This is a genomic window from Variovorax sp. Soil_C_26, from assembly GCF_057657075.1.
Genome location: NZ_JBDGJC010000016.1, coordinates 1 through 16,035 on the forward strand (window position 1 = coordinate 1; position 16,035 = coordinate 16,035).

At 63.9% G+C, this 16,035-nt stretch carries 18 protein-coding genes and 1 pseudogene; 8 read left to right on the top strand and 11 right to left on the bottom strand.

Annotation, left to right across the window (positions count from 1 at the left end):
* Window positions 1-79: 79 nt before the first annotated feature.
* Both AC3A6G_RS25810 and AC3A6G_RS25815 read left to right on the top strand, forming a co-directional pair.
* Window positions 80-379 (top strand): annotated as a pseudogene (locus AC3A6G_RS25810) (IS21 family transposase); the annotation flags it as partial.
* Between the two features lie 67 nt (window positions 380-446).
* Complete coding sequence (locus tag AC3A6G_RS25815; RefSeq protein ID WP_487874971.1) at window positions 447-554, top strand: hypothetical protein; 108 nt, start codon at window positions 447-449, stop codon at window positions 552-554.
* A gap of 49 nt (window positions 555-603) precedes the next feature.
* Here AC3A6G_RS25815 and AC3A6G_RS25820 read toward each other — a convergent pair whose 3' ends face one another.
* A complete protein-coding gene (locus tag AC3A6G_RS25820) occupies window positions 604-837 on the bottom strand; it encodes a hypothetical protein (RefSeq protein ID WP_487874924.1) in 234 nt (77 codons plus the stop codon).
* 369 nt (window positions 838-1,206) lie between these two features.
* On the bottom strand, window positions 1,207-2,190 hold the full coding sequence (locus tag AC3A6G_RS25825; RefSeq protein ID WP_487874925.1) for a patatin-like phospholipase family protein: 984 nt from the start codon (window positions 2,188-2,190) through the stop codon (window positions 1,207-1,209).
* A gap of 995 nt (window positions 2,191-3,185) precedes the next feature.
* Here AC3A6G_RS25825 and gntA point away from each other — a divergent pair.
* From gntA to AC3A6G_RS25840, 3 genes are read left to right on the top strand one after another with little or no spacing between them, the layout of a single operon-like run.
* Entirely contained in the window at window positions 3,186-3,878 is a 693-nt protein-coding gene (gene gntA, locus AC3A6G_RS25830) for a guanitoxin biosynthesis heme-dependent pre-guanitoxin N-hydroxylase GntA (protein ID WP_487874972.1), read from the top strand.
* Window positions 3,879-3,881: 3 nt separating this feature from the next.
* Window positions 3,882-4,499, top strand: a complete 618-nt coding sequence (locus tag AC3A6G_RS25835; protein WP_487874926.1) for a DUF1989 domain-containing protein — start codon at window positions 3,882-3,884, stop codon at window positions 4,497-4,499.
* Entirely contained in the window at window positions 4,487-5,638 is a 1,152-nt protein-coding gene (locus AC3A6G_RS25840) for a YbdK family carboxylate-amine ligase (protein WP_487874927.1), read from the top strand. Before AC3A6G_RS25835 ends, AC3A6G_RS25840 begins: the two co-directional genes overlap by 13 nt.
* Before the next feature lie 102 nt (window positions 5,639-5,740).
* Here the strand turns inward: AC3A6G_RS25840 and AC3A6G_RS25845 are convergent, their stop codons facing one another.
* The 3 genes from AC3A6G_RS25845 to AC3A6G_RS25855 all read right to left on the bottom strand — a co-directional run bounded on the left by AC3A6G_RS25845 (window position 5,741) and on the right by AC3A6G_RS25855 (window position 8,059).
* Window positions 5,741-6,241, bottom strand: coding sequence for a GNAT family N-acetyltransferase (locus AC3A6G_RS25845; RefSeq protein WP_487874928.1), 501 nt, complete (start codon window positions 6,239-6,241; stop codon window positions 5,741-5,743).
* Window positions 6,234-6,524, bottom strand: a complete 291-nt coding sequence (locus AC3A6G_RS25850) for a type II toxin-antitoxin system TacA family antitoxin (RefSeq protein ID WP_487874929.1) — start codon at window positions 6,522-6,524, stop codon at window positions 6,234-6,236. The genes AC3A6G_RS25845 and AC3A6G_RS25850 overlap by 8 nt, the downstream gene beginning before the upstream one ends.
* A 1,022-nt stretch (window positions 6,525-7,546) precedes the next feature.
* Entirely contained in the window at window positions 7,547-8,059 is a 513-nt protein-coding gene (locus tag AC3A6G_RS25855; protein WP_487874930.1) for an anthrone oxygenase family protein, read from the bottom strand.
* Between the two features lie 86 nt (window positions 8,060-8,145).
* Between AC3A6G_RS25855 and AC3A6G_RS25860 the strand changes: the two genes are divergently transcribed.
* Window positions 8,146-8,826, top strand: a complete 681-nt coding sequence (locus AC3A6G_RS25860) for a TetR/AcrR family transcriptional regulator (protein ID WP_487874931.1) — start codon at window positions 8,146-8,148, stop codon at window positions 8,824-8,826.
* 79 nt (window positions 8,827-8,905) lie between these two features.
* Here the strand turns inward: AC3A6G_RS25860 and AC3A6G_RS25865 are convergent, their stop codons facing one another.
* Window positions 8,906-9,880 (bottom strand): Bug family tripartite tricarboxylate transporter substrate binding protein, encoded by a 975-nt coding sequence (locus tag AC3A6G_RS25865; RefSeq protein WP_487874932.1) that lies wholly within the window; start codon window positions 9,878-9,880, stop codon window positions 8,906-8,908.
* Window positions 9,881-10,086: 206 nt separating this feature from the next.
* Here AC3A6G_RS25865 and AC3A6G_RS25870 point away from each other — a divergent pair, with 206 nt between their 5' ends.
* Window positions 10,087-10,935, top strand: a complete 849-nt coding sequence (locus tag AC3A6G_RS25870; protein WP_487874933.1) for a helix-turn-helix domain-containing protein — start codon at window positions 10,087-10,089, stop codon at window positions 10,933-10,935.
* Window positions 10,936-10,979: 44 nt separating this feature from the next.
* On the opposite strand, the gene AC3A6G_RS25875 is transcribed toward AC3A6G_RS25870, so the two are convergent.
* The 5 genes from AC3A6G_RS25875 to gcvA all read right to left on the bottom strand — a co-directional run bounded on the left by AC3A6G_RS25875 (window position 10,980) and on the right by gcvA (window position 14,937).
* Window positions 10,980-11,387: an SRPBCC family protein gene (locus AC3A6G_RS25875; RefSeq protein ID WP_487863073.1), complete on the bottom strand. Its 408-nt coding sequence runs from the start codon at window positions 11,385-11,387 to the stop codon at window positions 10,980-10,982.
* Between the two features lie 183 nt (window positions 11,388-11,570).
* Window positions 11,571-11,864, bottom strand: a complete 294-nt coding sequence (locus tag AC3A6G_RS25880) for a YciI family protein (RefSeq protein WP_487874934.1) — start codon at window positions 11,862-11,864, stop codon at window positions 11,571-11,573.
* Between the two features lie 31 nt (window positions 11,865-11,895).
* Entirely contained in the window at window positions 11,896-12,873 is a 978-nt protein-coding gene (locus AC3A6G_RS25885; RefSeq protein ID WP_487874935.1) for a tripartite tricarboxylate transporter substrate binding protein, read from the bottom strand.
* A gap of 69 nt (window positions 12,874-12,942) precedes the next feature.
* Window positions 12,943-13,848 carry an SMP-30/gluconolactonase/LRE family protein gene (locus AC3A6G_RS25890; protein WP_487874936.1) on the bottom strand — a complete coding sequence of 302 codons (906 nt, stop codon included), beginning with the start codon at window positions 13,846-13,848 and terminating at the stop codon, window positions 12,943-12,945.
* A gap of 192 nt (window positions 13,849-14,040) precedes the next feature.
* Window positions 14,041-14,937, bottom strand: coding sequence for a transcriptional regulator GcvA (gene gcvA, locus AC3A6G_RS25895; RefSeq protein ID WP_487863077.1), 897 nt, complete (start codon window positions 14,935-14,937; stop codon window positions 14,041-14,043).
* 101 nt (window positions 14,938-15,038) lie between these two features.
* Here gcvA and AC3A6G_RS25900 point away from each other — a divergent pair, with 101 nt between their 5' ends.
* Complete coding sequence (locus AC3A6G_RS25900) at window positions 15,039-16,028, top strand: Bug family tripartite tricarboxylate transporter substrate binding protein (RefSeq protein ID WP_487874937.1); 990 nt, start codon at window positions 15,039-15,041, stop codon at window positions 16,026-16,028.
* Window positions 16,029-16,035: the final 7 nt, after the last annotated feature.

The window sequence follows — 16,035 nt, forward strand, 5'->3', positions numbered from 1 at the left end:
GCAAACGCACCCCGGGCGCGCGCGTCAACCGCTCACGATAGTTGTCGTCGACCGCTCAAGATAATTGTCGCTGGCCAACATGCGCAAGATCAGAGACGTCCTTCGTCTCAAACTCGAAGCCCGCCTCTCCCACGAACGGATCGCGGCTTCACTCGGCATCTCCAAGGGCGTCGTGGCCAAGTACGTCGGCCTTGCCAGCGTCGCGGGCCTGGACTGGCCCACCGTTCAAACGCTGAGCGACACGGCACTGGAGCGTCGCGTCGCGCAAGGCCGGCTGGACCACCCCTCGCACTGCGTGCTGCCCGACTATGGCCGCGTGCACCAGGAGCTGAGGCGTAAGGGCATGACCCTCATGCTGATGTGGGAGGAATACGTCGCGGCCCACCCAGGGCAGCCGACTCGAGCACTGGCATGCATGGGTCCGAGACGCCACGATCGCTGACGCGATCCTTGATCGATTGATGCAGCAGAATCACCGACTCACCCTCACGGGTGAGTCATTGCGGCAGACGGCAAAAACACCCCAAAAGGAGAAGAACAAAGACCCATCGTGACCGCCACTTCTACAATCTGAACGCGCAACTCAACACGCATGGCGACCGGTCACGATAGAGCGGAATCGTCGGTCACGTTCGCCGGAATACGCATCTGGCGCTGCCCGTCCCCCAATCCATTGAACAGCAGACACTCATGAATGAAGACAGCGCCCATCGCGGTCTCGCGCTGTGGCGCATGGAAGAAGGCTTCTGGCTGCAGGGGATCGATGCGTATCGTTGCGACATGCGGATCGATGCGGCGATGGTCTTTCCCGATCCCCCGGGGCGTGTCGACGAGCAACGAGGTATAGCGTCATTGGAGACCGCCGCGCGCTGGGTCGATGTGAGCGAGCGCAGTGGCTGCGTGCAGGTCCCGGAGTGGTGGTGCTGGTTCACTGCGCACTTGCGGAGCGAAGGGAAGCGGGATGCGGCGCGCTCTGTAGCTCCACCTATGCGATTTCAAGAGGGTGCCTGGAACTGGTCCATCATCAACAGACCCCCGTGGATGGTGGCGCTTGAACCGCAATGTCAGGACTCGGAACTTCACGTACGCCTCCACGATGCGCTACCACGCACAATCAGCGCATCGGCGGCCCCAGCTCTACCGTCTGCATAAGCAGATGCTCGCGTGCGGTTCGAAAGTTCCGCCGAACCCACGAGACAAGCTTGGTCAGACCGCCGGGGTGGCGCCTTGTGCATATGGTGCTAGATACTTTGCGTGAAGGTCAGCCGAGGGCTTCACGCCGATCTGCGCTCCGTGTTTGCTCAGCCAGCGGTCGCACGCGCCGTGCCCCGACCGTCGCAGCGCCTCGAAGAGCTCCATACCAACGGACCGTTTGACGGATGGTTCAAGCGCCATGACGTCGACGTCTTCCGGCATGCTCAGAACATGCAGCCGCAGCGCTGAACCCGGAACGCTTCGATTGACGAAGTCGAGCGCGCGAAGCTCTGTGACAAGACCTGAAATCGAGGCAATTTCGTTAATTCTGTTCAGGATGTTTTTCGCGGTGGTGGGCGTTTCCGGACGCTCGAGGGGCGTGAGTTCGATCATGAAGATGTCCGCTTCCGGCTTTCCTTCGTACAGCGGGGAAAGCATTGGGTTCGCCCCGTAGCTACCATCCCAATAGGCGTCGCCTTCAATTTCAACAGCCTGAAACATCAAAGGCGCGCAAGCAGAGGCAAGAAGTGCGTCGAACGACATTTCGCCCGGTCCAAAAACTCTCGACTGCGCCGTGCGCACGTTGATCGCATTGACATACAGGCGAGGACCAGAAGCACCCTTGACCGCATCGATGTCCACGACCGACTCCAATACCCGTCGAAGCGGCGAAATCCCGAGGGGGTTCATTTGGTAGGGTGATACGAGTGGCATGGCATCGTCCCATAGACCCATGCCCGGTTTGCGCAGCGGCGCAGCCAGGAGAGTGATCGGGAGAGCCGCCTGCGCTACGCGGGTCCACAACTGCTCCAACTGACGCTTCGCGCCGCGTCGACCATCATGGGCGTGGCCCGACGCCAACGCGGCTCCATTCAGCGCGCCTGCACTCGTGCCGCTGATGCGCTCAATCTCAATATCCTCTTCGTCAAGTAACCGCTCAAGCACGCCCCAAGTGAAAGCACCATGAGTGCCCCCTCCCTGCAGAGCGAGGTTCAATATTTTTGGTTGTCGGCGTCTCACCGGGTCCCTTTGCGCCAGATGGAGAAATGATGTGAAGCTAGCCCGGTGCTGCTGTGAAGCGTGTGGGACAAGTTCGCGTTTGACAAAGGCCAAGGCGGCGGGGTACGGAGAAGCGGCGGCGATCAATTGCACCCTTCCACTAGGGGCGCGACGGTTCCGAACACGCATTGCCATGGAGACCACCTTTCGATCCGGCGAAGCAATGGCTCACGCCGGGAAACAAGGTCGTCATGAAGCTGGTCCATTCTTCCGCGGTTCGGGCTGTCAGATCACATGGTAGCGGCCCCACCAAGTTCCGGCGAAGTGCCGCCTCCCCAGACACGGAGCGTTTCCTCGCGATCGCTGAACACGCCCTGCCTACGTCTGTGGGTGCATCAGCATGACCGGCTCGTTTCGCGAGCGGTCAAGTTCATCGGACAACAACGCGGCGCCCGGAAAGCGGCTTACGCAGCACGGCCACCATGTCGACGATGGTCAACGACTTGCGAAAATGCTCGCGCCCCGCAGCTTGGCGGCAAGATGCCGACGTCGCCAACGCTTCGAACATGGGAGACACCGCCCAGGGCTACACGACGTTGTGCTATCGGTGACGAACCGCGGCCCTGCAATCCCCCCGGAATCCCAGAACGATTTTCGGCGCGTTGGTACAACTCCGCTGGCCGGAGAGCAACTTGGCCGCCCAGTGCCAACCTTGGAGCCGGACGCGCTGGCTCCGGGCCATCCTGATGCTGCGGGAACGAGCGGCATGCGCGGGCCTGCAGACTGGAGTTGGTCGGTCCCCTCGTCGTAGGTGCATTCGCACGGTCTGTCCAGGAGGGTTTGATGGTCGAACGAGGCCACAATCACCCTAACTCGTAGGTCCAGGACCACGGCGAGGCGGCGTCCGCCCTACCTGCGTATCGGTATCAGCTCACGCGCATGCAGTCCGGTGACCTTCGTTGAAGCGGATAGAAGCCTCTACCGTTGCAGCGATGGTACAAACACTATCTTCACTTGCAGTCGCTGGCGCAGCTGGCCAAGACAAATTGCGAGCGTTCCTTGCGGACAAAAGCTTTCCGTGCGTCGGCGCGAAATCGGCGCTCAACAAGGGCCGGATGCGCTTCGGCAGGTTTGGGAAGCTGGGAGACCCCGGATGCACGCCGGCATTGCACGAGGCGCTGCTCGAATACGCTGCTGAATTCCCCGATCCCGGCAGTGCGCCGGTAAGCTTTGTGTCGCTTTTCGATGGCGCTGACAGTCCGGCTACCGACGAACAGGAGTTCGAGGTCCTGCTGTGGAAGCAACTGCAGTCTCTGCATGACCACGACCTCGCCGAAGGCCATGCCTGGAGTTGCGATGTCAGCCGAGATCCTGAACGCGAGGATTTCTCGTTCAGTGCTGGCGGGCGGGCTTACTTTGTCGTGGGCATGCACCCGCGTGCATCGCGCCTTGCGCGCCGCGCTCCATTGCCGAGCCTGGTCTTCAACTTCCACGATCAGTTCGAAGCCTTGAAGGCGTCTGGCAGATACCAGTCCATGCAGGAAGCGATCCGCGCCCGCGATGTTGCGCTTCAAGGCTCGCTCAATCCTGTTCTCTCGCGGTTCGGCGAGTCTTCGGAGGCCCGTCAGTACTCGGGCCGCGCCGTAGGCGCCGAATGGAAATGTCCCTTCCGCCACAAAGACTGACCCATGTCCGAAACCCGCTCCACCGGTTGCTGCCGCATTCCACCTCAGTCAGGCGTTGCCTTCAAGCTGCGCGCCAGCGAGGTTCTGCGCATCTTCGATCCCTTCGGGGAGCAGGTTGCCGACCTCTTCGCGTTTGCGGAGGAGGATCATCGCTGCAGCCTGTCGTCGGGTCGAACGATCGACTACGCCTCCAAGATCTATTTGACCCAGGGCGATGTTCTCTATTCGAACGACAGCCGGCCCATGTTCCGGATTCTCGAGGACACCGTGGGCCGGCACGACTTCATGTTGACGCCATGTAGCCAGGAGATGTTCGAGATCCTCTACAAGCATCGGGGCCATCATCCAAGCTGCTTCGAGAACCTCTATTGCGCCTTGGCGGAATTCGGCATTGCGCCGAGCCAAATTAGCACCACATTCAACGTGTTCATGAACGTGGTCGTGGCGCCCGGCGGTGAGGTGAAAGTCCTGCCGCCATTGTCCAGGGCAGGCGACTACATAGACCTACGCGCGGAGATGAATCTAGTATGCGGCTTGACGTCGTGTTCGGCCGAAAATTCCAACAACGGAGCGTTCAAGCCAATCGATTACGAGATTCTCAGAAGGCCATGCAACGAATAGCAGACCTCTTCGCTCCTGCGCGAACTTCGCAATTCGACTTCGCGCCGTCCGCGCAACTCAGCCTGGGCGTGGAACTGGAGCTGCAAATCATTGACATCCACACGGGTGATCTGGCTCAGGTGTCCCGGGAGATCATGGAATCAGTGGGCCACGCTTCGCCCCCGACTCGCGGAGCCATCGTCCCTGAGGTCACCTCGGGAATGATTGAAATCTCGACGGGCATCTGTAAGGGTGCCCGCGAAGTGTTGGCTGACCTGAAGGAGCTGCGGGCCCATGTGTCAGCGGCCGCGGCTGAGCATGGTGTGGTCATCGCTGGCGGCGGGATGCACCCTTTCCAACGCTGGTCGGACCAGCACGTGTTCGACAGCCCACGATACCGGGCTCTTTCCGTTTTGTATGGAGAGGTGTTGAAGCAAACCACGGTGTTCGGGCAGCATATTCATCTGGGCTGCGACGACGTCGGACGCGTCCCTCTGCTGATGCACCAGCTGGCGAGGTACGTACCGCATCTAGTCGCATTGTCGGCATCCAGTCCTTTCATGGAGGGCTTCGACACCGCTTTTGACTCGACCCGGCTGAACTGCCCGAGCCCATTTCCGACGGGGCCTTGCGCCCCGTTCGCGCTCTCATGGGATGAGCTGACCAGCCACCTCTCCAGATGGCTCGCATGCGGGATCATCGAGTCGGTCAAGGATCTTCACTGGGACATCCGGCCGAAACCGGAGTTCGGGACAGTTGAAATCCGTGTGCTGGACAGCCCGCTGAGCCTCACACGGGCCGCGTCTCTCGCGAGCTTTGCGCAACTTCTGGGCGCATGGCTGCTGACGGAAAAGCCGTTCGTGCCGTGCCGAGACGACTACCTTGTCTACGCATACAACAAGTTCCAGGCGTCGCGGTTTGGCCTAGATGCTGTGTATATCGACCCCGTGTCGACCGAGCGGATGTGCTTGTCCAATCACCTGCTGACGCTACTGGAGACCGTTGCGAGGCATGCGAAAACGTCGTGGGAGGAGGATGCAATGGCCGAGTTGCGAGAGCTGGTAGAACGCAAGCGGAATGACGCGGGGGTGTTGCGCGGCTGGTACAGCGAATTGAAAAGTCTCAGACACGTATCTTTGAAAAGCGCGGCGAATCTATGAACATGGAAGGGCGGCTTGGGTTGGGCAAGTAAAAAAACCCAATTGGCAAGAGCAAAGACTGATCGCCAAGAGTGGGGTAGTCGGACTATCGCCCGCAAGCGCTCAGGTCGTCTTTGCAAGAGTTGCAATCGGCAGCATGTAGGTTAGCGGGTTGCTACTGAAACTGACGAAGCCGTGATGCTCGTAGAACGCGGCGGCGGTCTCGTCCTTGGCGTCGACAACCAGTGCGAAGACGCCCATGCCTGACTGCATGGCGCGCAGGCTTGCATCCCACAGAAGCGCCGCACCGAGCTTACGCTTCTGAAACGCCAGGCTCACCGCAAGGCGGCCAACGCGCGCGACTGGGACGAGGGGATACCGCGGCAGCCTCTTCGCGGTTGCCTCGGTCAGGTCAGCAAGAGGCACACTGCCTGCTGCGAGGGTGTAGTACCCGGCGATCGCATCTGTCGCTTTGTCGATAGCGACGTAGCAGGCGCTGGTGCGGCGGCGCATGTCCTGAGACGCTTGCTCTCGCAGATACTTGTCGAGTGGATCGCTGCCGCAGGCGAAGGTCGCGCGGTCATGTTCAGCCGCAAGCGCCTCTATGCGGAACTGATCAGTCACCGCGCAAGGCGATCAGTTTCTTGTGGGCCTTGGCTGCCCGCGCCATCGCCGGAGAGAGCGCGGGAGGGTCGAGCAGCAACGAAGCAAAGCGTTGCTGTTCTTCCATCGACAACCGGATGATCTGCGTCTGCTCAATCGTGCGGCGTGCCGCTTCTTGCGCGGCTCCAACGAGAAAGTCACTCAGGCTGCGCCCTTCGATCTCTGCTGCGCGCCGGACCAAAGCCAGTACGCTAGGCGCAATGCGGGCTTCGACACGCTCGGTTCGGACGATCTCAGTGGACATAGAAACCTCACTTTCTCCAAAATGTACGGCGTATTGCCGTACACGTCAAGACGAAACTTGGACCGTAAGGATTCATTTTTGACTCACATACTCCAAGGACTGAACTCTTGCACGGGCGAGAAAACAAGCCAAATCAGCGAGAACCTCTCGAAAAGCGGACCAGCCAATCGGCGGGGAAGGCCGGTCCATCCCGGGGACGAATCCGCAAGGCTCGGTCCGAGCGGGAGTTCATTTTCGACTGGGCTGCACTCGCCGGGCGACGGACATCCGCTGCCTGCGCGCCTCATCGCAAGTCGCAGCAGTCCGTGTAGTGCCGGAACCTTCGAGGTTGAGTTTGCGCTGCGTCGTTCGCGCATCAGGCGTCGGCACGCGGGTTCCACAGACGGTTGCAATGCTGTCATGCCGAGCTCAGCAAAAAGGCTTGCTCGTGCGCACCGGTACGCTGCCGATGGCGAGGCAGGCCCTTCCTAAGGCGACACATCGCATCGTCCGAGGCGCTATTCTTTTCTGCGGGTCATGCGGGTCATGCGGGTCATGCGGGTCATGCGGGTCATGCGGGTCATGCGGGTCATGCGGGTCATGCGGGTCATGCGATAGCCGTTCGCCAGCCTTTGAGTGCGTAGGCGCTTCGAGCGTGCATAGCTCTCCGGTGGGTCGAGCCGCTGCTCGTACTCACGGCCAGCCCTTCAACGCATTGTTGGTCGGGCATCCCGGTTCACGAATGGTCGCCCTCATGCTTGCGAAGGTTTTCAGGTGCTGCGGAGTCCGCCACGCGCGGAGTACCTGCGGACGCGATGGACGAGCGTCGCCGACTTGGCGCCCATCGCGCCAGGAGCTCGCCGATACCTGAAATCCAAAAACGTCCAGCGATAACCCGCAAGCCGCTGGGTCGGCCGTCATGGAAGCGAGATTGCCAATGGTGCGACTCGATGTGCCGCGGCTCATGAGCGACAGATGAAAAGTCCGCCGGGCGCCGGAGTTCGGCCAGCATAGAGGGCTGACGACTTTGTCGGCTCATTCCCTCACAGCGCCAGCGCCACCAGCAGGCATGCCAGCGCCACACCGGAGAATGCGGCGCGCACGGCGTGGGAGCACTCCCACCTCCGGCGCAGCCCGACCCAGACCTGGTGTCGGTCCGCGTGGTTGGCTGTCTCGCGCCCCCGCTCGCCAATACCGAAGAAGCCGGCGCCCGCGCCCTCCAGCTGCTGTCCGCGCAGCCAGAACTTGTTCACGGGGTGCGTCATCAGCCAGTAGGTCGCATGCATCGCCAGCAGGGCCAGCAGGGCTGCGAGCGTGAATGCGAACTGTGGCGCGCCAGGCTCTGTAAACAGCAGCAGCACGGATGTGGCCACGATGCCCCCCGCTTCACCGATGGCTCCTCCGATGGTGAAGCCCGGGTAGTAGATCGTCTGAGTGGCGGCGTACGCCTTCTCGTCCAGCCTCAGCTTGCCGGGCCACTCCAGCGCATGCGAAAGCGCCAGTGCCCAGGCGATCGAGACGAGAAAGGCGGTCAGGACGTGTAGAGAAGTGATCACGGTGGAACTCCCTTGCAGTGGCCGGCACTCCAATTTATATACGGCGTACATTTTGTCAAGCAGAAGCGCCCGGTGACAATGCGGTCATGACGAGCGAGCGCAAACGACCGCGGGGCCGGCCCCGGCAGGCGGCTGTGGACCCCACCGGCGTACTGCAGTGCGCACTGGGGTTGGTCGATCGGGAGGGACTGGACTCGCTGACCATGCGCCGCCTGGCGGAGGCGCTGAAGGTCAGTCCGATGGCCTTGTACAACCACTTTGCGGGCAAGGACGAGCTCCTGCGCGCGATGGCCGAGCACCTTGCGCAGCAGATCGACTTCTCCTGCGACCATGCGGATTGGCGCGAGCGCATTCGCTACTGCTTTCGCAGCCTGCGCGCTGCGGTGCGCGCCCACCCCGCTTCGGTGCGGTTGATGGAGGCGCTTGAAGAGCCCCCGCTGGCGATCTTCCGGCCACTGGACCTGACCTTGCAGGCTCTTGGCGAGGCGGGGGTGACCGGTGACGATGCGTTTAGGGTCTATTTCCTGCTCACCAACTTCACGCTTGGGCAGGCCTCGTACGAGGTGAAGGGGCCGTTCAAGGGCATGGATCCGGCGACCGCACTCGCGCAAGGCCGATTGAGCGGCGGCGGCTTCGAGCACATCGAGCGTGACCTCGCGTTCGACGGCTGGGACTTCGACGAAGCGTTCGAGTTCGGCCTGTCGGTGATCCTGGGAGGCGTCGAGCAGCTGGCGCGCACGACCAGCGGCGCCCGCCGGCCGAAGTAAGGGGTGCGACGATCCAAGACCGAGTCGGTCAAGCAGATCGCGAAGCGCCCTGGGCCACCGAGCGACCATGGCGCCTACGTCAATCAACCTTGAAGCCGGAGGCCTCGACCACATCGCCCCAATGGCGCAACTCAAGCTCGATCAACGATGAAAGTTCGTCGGGCGTGCTGGGTTGCAGCTCGGTGCCCAGCTTGCGCATGCGCGCGCGAACCTCGGAGTCGTTGAGCGTCTGCACCAATGCGGCGTTCAGCCGCTCGATGACGGCGCGCGGCGTTCTTGCCGGCACAAACATCCCGGTCCATTCGAGATTCTCAAACCCTGGCTTTCCGAGTTCCGTCAGCGTGGGCACCTGCGGCAGCAGCGGTGATCGCGTGGTGCCATTCACGGCCAGCACCCGGATCTTGCTGTCCGCGTGATGGGAAGCGATGTCTGCCACGGGGACGATGCCGGCGCTGACCTGGCCGCCGAGCAGATCCTGCACCAGCGGCGCTCCGCCGCGATAGGGCACGGCAAGCAGATCGACCTCGGCGCTCCTGCCGAGTTGATAGCCGACGAAGTGGGGCACGCTGCCGGGTGCCGGCACGCCGTAGGTCGAGTGCAGCGGGGCGGCGCGCGCCAAGTCGAGCCATTGCCCGAGCGTCTGTGCCGTCGATGCGTTGGGCACTGCGAACGCCAGCGTGAAACTCTGGATGCGCCCGACGGCCTGGAAGTCCTTGCGCGGGTCGTACCGTACGGAACGTGAAACCAGCGGCAGCATGACCAGCATATGTGTGCTGCCCAGCAGGACGGTCGTGCCGTCCGGCGCCGCCGCTCGCACGTGCTCCGCGGCAATCTGACCACCTGCCCCGGAGCGGTTTTCTACCACCACCTGTGTCCCGAGCGCCGGACCCAGCTTCTCGGCAATGGTGCGCGCCTGCACATCCGAGGAGCCGCCGGCCGGGAAGCCGACCACGGTCCGCACCGGTCCCGGGAAGGCGGCATGCTGCGCTGCCGACCCGCCGGCCGTCATGCCCCAAAGCGCTCCGATGACGACCTCCAACAGTTTCGTGTTCACATTGAATTCATGCAGTGAGTGGATGGCCAGTTCTTGGCGTTCCCGGACTGGACCAGAGCGCGTGACGGCGTGCAACGACCTTTCAGGTCATGAGCCATGCCGCCTCGTTGTGACGACGAGGGTTGCCCGGCTGGCGGATTTCGGGCGTCCTGTGTGATCATTCGCACCCGGAAGTCGAGAAGCACGACAGGGCGAGTTGAAACGCAATGACGAAGACGACAGACATAGCGACGAACCTGGCTCGACTGCTGCGCGAAGTCCGATTGGAGCGAGGCCTGAGCCAGATCGAGCTGGCGACGCGCCTCGGCGTATCGCAGCGCCACGTCAGCTTTGTCGAGCGGGGTCTCTCGCGCCCTGGCCGGCAGCTGCTTCGGGCCTGGCTCGACGAGGTTCAGGCTTCCGATGCGCTTCGCAACGCAGCGCTGCTCCACGGCGGTTTTTCCAGCCTTGGCGATCAGGCGCATGACGCACCGGTCACTGAAGCGCCCGCATGCGCGCTGGAGCTGCTGGCAGCGCACGAGCCCTGTCCGGCCATCTGCGTCGATGCCGACTGGATGCTGCTCGCCAGCAACCGTGCCAGGCGCAGGCTTCACCGGATCGTGATGCCGCAGCTTCCCGCCGCCTTGCAGGAGGCCTCGAGCGGCGTCGACATGGTCGACCTGTTCGCGCGGCCCGGGGGCATGCTCGACAGCTTGCGCAATGCCGCGCAGATCGGCTGGAGCGTGCTGCGCCAGCTTGAAGCCGAAGCCTGGGCCAACCACGCGCTCAGGCCGCGGGCGAAACTGCTCGAGCAACGGTTGCGCCTTCGCTATGCGGAGCCGGCGCCGTGCGTGCTGCGATCGAGTGGTGTGACGCAGCTCGGCCTGGTGTTCGATACCGCGGTTGGCCGCCTGTCGTTTCTTTCGACCCAGCTGCTGGTCGGCCTGCCCCAGAACATCACCGCCGCTGCGCCACGCGTGACGCTTTGGCATCCCGCCGATTCGTTTACTCGGGCGTTTCTGCTATCGCCGGAGCATTCGTACGCAACGGGTATTGAGGAAGGCTCCGCGAGCTAGATAGGAGGGTTGCCGGAAGCTTGCTGAGCGCCCGCTGGGTCAATTCATGGCTTGGCTTCGGTGTATCGAGCGAAACTCTCCAGAATCGCCTGCCAGCCGTCCCGTTGCTGCTCGACGGAGTGGGTCGACTCGGCCTCGAAGCTGACGCGCACCGTCACCCCTTGGCCGGCCTGGATGAAGTCGACGCGTGCCGAGCGATCGCCGAATGTGTATTCAATGAGCTCTGGCTCCACGATTTTGGTGTAGGTCCCTGCGAAGTCGAACCCCATGCTGCCGTCTTTCGCTTCCATTCGCGAACTGAACGCACCGCCCTCGCGCAGGTCAACGGCCGCCGTCGTGGTGTGCCAGTCGTCGGACGCGGCGTTCCACTGCTTGATGTCTTCAGGAGAGGTGTAGCAGCGCCAGACCTTTTCGATGGGTGCGCTGACCTTGGTTTCTACCGTGATGTTCATTGAGTTTCCTGTCTGATTGAAGAAGGTTGCGGTGATCGGTCTCAGCTCACGACGACATTAGCGTGACTGCCCCCTCCGGTCGATTACTTCTCAGGTCATCAGAAGAGTAGAACGGCATGCATGGGATGGGTGGTGGCAAGCCAACCGGCCTCCACGGAATCCGGGGCACTTCAGAGAGCCGGATCATCGCGTTCGCTTCCTATCGAAGAATGATTGGCGCCAAGGCACGACATCGACAGTAGCAAACAGCTGTCCGGTGTTGAATGGGTCGCCGCTCGCGAATGCCTGCGCGGTCTGCCGATCCTCGGTGTCCAGGATGATCAGGCCGCCGATCGGCTGGCCTTCAGTGTCGAGCAGCGCACCACCGGCGAGCATCATGTGCTCGCGCGCAACCAGGTAGTCCAGGTGGGCGGGCTTGAGCGCCGCACGCAGCGCTTGCGCCTGCGGCTTGTCGAAAGCGATGATGGCGAAAGGCATGGGCTCCTCGACGGTCGATGCGGCATCGTGCTCAGCTCGGCGTGATGCCGGCCTTCGCGATGATGGCGCTCCAGGTCTGCATCTCGCGCGCGATGAAGGCCCGGAACTGCGCGGGCGTGCTGCCCACCGGCTCGGCGCCGTTGGCCACCAGGGCCTCGCGCGTGACGTTCGTCTGCAGGGCCTTGCGCACCTCGGCGCCCAGGCGCTCGACGAGCGCGGGATCGGTGCCCGCGGGTGCGAGCACGCCGGTCCAGGCGCTCACGTCGAAGGGATTGCCGCTGATCTCTTCGACCGTGCGCACCTCTGGCAGCGACGCTGACCGCCTGGCGGTCGACGCCGCGAGCGCGCGCAGCTTGCCGGACTTCACGAGCGGCGCGGCGGCCACCACGTTGGCGAACATGAGGTCGACGTGGCCGCCCATCACATCGGCGAGTGCGGGGCCGGTGCCCTTGTAGGGAACGTGCGTCATCGACACGCCCGATTGCAGCGCAAGCAGTTCCATCGACAGGTGATCGGCGGTGCCGCTGCCCGTGGATGCAAAGGACAGGCGGCGCGCCCTGGCCTGCGCGAGTGCTTCGTCCATCGAGTGGATCGGGGACGCAGCCGACGCGACCATGATGAAGGGCGACTGCACCGCGAGGCTCACCGGCACGAACGCCTTGACCGTGTCGAATGGCAGGTTCTTCATCATCGACGGATTGGTTGCATGCGGCACGCTCGCCACCAGCAGGGTATAGCCGTCGGGCGCCGACTTGGCCACGTACTCCGAGCCGATGACTGTGCTGGCGCCTGGCTTGTTGTCGATGTAGAAGGTCTGCCCGAGCGATTCGGACATGCTTGCCGCGAGCGCCCGCGCCACCACGTCGGTTCCGCCGCCGGCGGTGAAGGGCACCACGACGCGAACCTGGCGATTGGGATAGGACGGGCTGGCGGCGCGCGACGGCAACGTGCCCAGGACACCGGCCCCGCAGGCCCCCGCCAGCGCAGTGATGAGTTCTCGACGGTTCATGGTGTTCTCCGGTGATGGCGTGGTGACGCGTGATGGGGACGAGGCAAGCGAGAGGTACGGTACGGGCGGCTAGGCGTTGAAATGCAGCCGCAGGCCCGGCTCGGGCCATGGCAGCGAGACGAGCTGGCCCGTGCCCGACAGCGTCAGGTAGGCGGTGCGCAGGTCCGGTCCGCCGAAGCAGATGTTGGTCACGTAGATGTCGGGAAATGCCTGCTGGCGCACCAGTTCGCCGTCGGGTGCGATGACCGAGATCGCGCCCGTGACCAGCGTGGCGACGCACACGTGCCCGCTCGCCTGGACGGCCATGCTGTCGAAGCGCTGGAAGCCCGGCAGGCCGCAGACCAGGCGTGCGCCGTGCGGCGAAGGGAAGGGGTGCTTGTCGACGACGCCGGGCTCCACCACATCGAAGGCCCACAGACGCGCGGTCTCGGTTTCGGCGACGTACAGGACCCGGCCGTCCGGCGACAGGGCTATGCCATTGGGCGAAAGCAGCCCGTACGCCACCTCGACGATGCGAGAGCCATCGGGTAGCGCGTAGTAGACGCCGCCGGTGTCACGCATGCGCGCATGCTTCTTGCCGAAGTCGGTGAAGTAGAAGCCACCTTGCGCGTCGAACACGAGGTCGTTGGGCGATGACAGCCGGTGTTCGCCGCAGCGGGTGTAGAGCGTCGAGACGGCGCCGTCGGCGAGGTCGACGCGGCGGATGCTGCCGCCGTCGTATCCGAGTGCGGGCCCCGTCGAGGTGAAGCGGCCCGGCACATAGGCGCTGCCCCCGTTGTCACAGACATAGAGCGCACCGTCCGGACCGAAGGCAGCGCCGTTGGGGCCGCCGCCGCAGTCGCACACCGTCTGCACGCGCCCGTTGGGCGCGACCCGCGAGATGCGCCCCGCACGCATCTCGACCAGCACCACCGAGCCATCGCCCAATGCCACGGGCCCCTCAGGAAATTGCAGACCGCCAGCCAGGATTGTCATGATCTCGCGCCACCCGCTCCGATGTGCGTGACGTCGGCGAAGGCTTTTCTATGGATGATTCGGGCGCCAAAGATAGCTGCCCCGTTGCTGCGCTTCAACCACAATTAAGTCATGCGAGACATGAGTAAACCTCATCGTCCCGGCGCGCGCTTCCGTCATCCGCGCCCCGGTCGGCGCCTGCTTGCCGATCCTTCAGGCGTCCGCCTCGGCGGTCTCCGCCGCGATCCAGCTCTCGAAGTCCCGCACCCGCTGCGGCACCGGCCGGTCGGCGCGCCACGCCATGAAATAGCCGCCGCCGGTCGGCACGCGCAGCTCGAAGGGCGCAGCCAGCCGCCCACTCGCAAGATCGTCGCGCACGAAAGCCAGCAGGCCCATCATCACGCCCAGTTCCTCGGCTGCAGCCTGGTAGGCCATTGCGGCGTTCTCGAACTTGAGTCCGTGGCGCGTGTCCACGCCGCGCACGCCGGCGGCCTTCAGCCACGTCGGCCAGTCCTGCGGCCGGTTCAGCGAACTCAACAGCGCGTGCTTCGCCAGGTCGGCCGGCTGCGCGAGCGGCGGCTTGCGCAGCAGCAGTGCCGGCGCGCAGACCGGCAGCAGCGTCTCGCGAAACAGCAGCCGGTAGCCGGGGCCCTCCGGCGGCGCTGGCTCGGAATGGATGCCGACGTCCACATCGTCGCGGTCGAAGTCGGTCGGCTTGTGCGAAGTGGTGATCTGCACGTCGACGCGTGGATGCAGCGCATGGAAGCGCGCGAGCCGCGGAATGAGCCAGCGGATCGCGAAGGTGGGCGGCACCTTCACGCGCAGCAGCCATTCGTCGGGGCTCTGCTGCAACTGCCGCGTGCCATGCTCGATCTGGTCGAAGGCCACGCGCATGCTCGCGTGGTATTCCTGCCCCGCCGGTGTGAGCCGGATGCCGTGGCGCCCGCGTTCGAAGAGCTGCACCTTGAGCCAGCCTTCGAGCGTGGCGACATGGCGGCTCACCGCGCCCTGGGTCACGCAAAGCTCCTGCGCCGCGCGCGTGAAGTTGCCGCAGCGCGCCGCCGCCTCGAAGGCGCGCAAGGCGTTCAGCGGGGGCAGGCGGCGGGTCATGGGGTCTGACTTTAACTCATGAGCTCATGCGTTAATTGTGATTGCGGCGTGCTCCTGTGCAGAACTAGCATTCGGCCACTACAAGCCAAGGAGACAAAGAGATGATGAAGAAAATGCATGCCTGCACCCTGGCCGCGGCGCTCTTCGGCGGCTTGGCGGTGACGGTGGCCTCGGCACAGGCGCAGGCTGTGGACACCTATCCCAACCAGCCCATCAAGCTCATGGTGCCCTGGCCTGCGGGCGGCGGCGTCGACACCACCGCCCGCATCCTCGCGGACCTGCTCGGACAGCGCATGGGCCACCCGTTCGTCATCGACAACCGGGGCGGCGCGGGGGGCAACATCGGCACCGAGCTCGCCGCCCGCCAGAAGCCCGACGGCTACAACCTCCTGATGGCCTCGATCAGCCCGAACGCGGTCAACATCAGTCTGTATGGCAAGCTGGGCTTCGATCCGGTGAAGGACTTCGAGCCGATCATCTACGTCTCGGCGGTGCCCAACATCCTCGTGGTGCCGGGCAACTCGCCGTTCAAGACGGTGAAGGACGTGATCGACGCGGCGCGCGCCAGCCCCGGCAAGCTCAACTACGCGTCGGGTGGCGTCGGCTCATCGCAGCATCTGGCGGCCGTGCAGTTCGCCAGCGCCACGAAGATCGACATCGTGCACGTGCCGTACAAGGGCACCGCCCCGGCCGAGGCGGACCTGGCGGCGGGCCATGTGTCGCTGATGCTCGACACCACGACCTGCCTGCCGTTCATCGCGAGCGGCAAGATGCGCGCGCTGGCGGTGGCATCGAAGCAGCGCAACCCCGCATTGCCCGACGTGCCCACCTTCGACGAGGTGGGCCTGCCCGGCATCTACGCCTCGTCGTGGTATGGCCTCTCGGCCCCGGCGGGCACGCCCAAGCCGATCATCGCGAAGCTCAATGCCGAGGCCAATGCGGTGCTCGGCTCGCCCGAGTTCAAGAAGCGCATGCTGGCCTTCGGTGCCGAGATCGGCGGCGGCACGCCCGAGGAGTTCGCCCGTTTCATGGCGAGCGAGACGAAACGCTATGCGGAGATCGTGCGCATCTCCGGCGTGAAGCTCGACTGACAGCAAG

Excerpts from the sequence above, each read along its gene's own strand:
- gcvA (WP_487863077.1), bottom strand. The coding sequence starts at position 14,937 with ATGACCCGCCGCCTGCCCCCGCTGAACGCCTTGCGCGCCTTCGAGGCG.
- AC3A6G_RS25835 (WP_487874926.1), top strand. The coding sequence starts at position 3,882 with ATGTCCGAAACCCGCTCCACCGGTTGCTGCCGCATTCCACCTCAGTCA.
- AC3A6G_RS25870 (WP_487874933.1), top strand. The coding sequence starts at position 10,087 with ATGACGAAGACGACAGACATAGCGACGAACCTGGCTCGACTGCTGCGC.
- AC3A6G_RS25890 (WP_487874936.1), bottom strand. The coding sequence starts at position 13,848 with ATGACAATCCTGGCTGGCGGTCTGCAATTTCCTGAGGGGCCCGTGGCA.
- AC3A6G_RS25860 (WP_487874931.1), top strand. The coding sequence starts at position 8,146 with ATGACGAGCGAGCGCAAACGACCGCGGGGCCGGCCCCGGCAGGCGGCT.
- AC3A6G_RS25850 (WP_487874929.1), bottom strand. The coding sequence starts at position 6,524 with ATGTCCACTGAGATCGTCCGAACCGAGCGTGTCGAAGCCCGCATTGCG.
- AC3A6G_RS25885 (WP_487874935.1), bottom strand. The coding sequence starts at position 12,873 with ATGAACCGTCGAGAACTCATCACTGCGCTGGCGGGGGCCTGCGGGGCC.
- AC3A6G_RS25875 (WP_487863073.1), bottom strand. The coding sequence starts at position 11,387 with ATGAACATCACGGTAGAAACCAAGGTCAGCGCACCCATCGAAAAGGTC.
- AC3A6G_RS25840 (WP_487874927.1), top strand. The coding sequence starts at position 4,487 with ATGCAACGAATAGCAGACCTCTTCGCTCCTGCGCGAACTTCGCAATTC.
- AC3A6G_RS25880 (WP_487874934.1), bottom strand. The coding sequence starts at position 11,864 with ATGCCTTTCGCCATCATCGCTTTCGACAAGCCGCAGGCGCAAGCGCTG.
- gntA (WP_487874972.1), top strand. The coding sequence starts at position 3,186 with ATGGTACAAACACTATCTTCACTTGCAGTCGCTGGCGCAGCTGGCCAA.
- AC3A6G_RS25900 (WP_487874937.1), top strand. The coding sequence starts at position 15,039 with ATGATGAAGAAAATGCATGCCTGCACCCTGGCCGCGGCGCTCTTCGGC.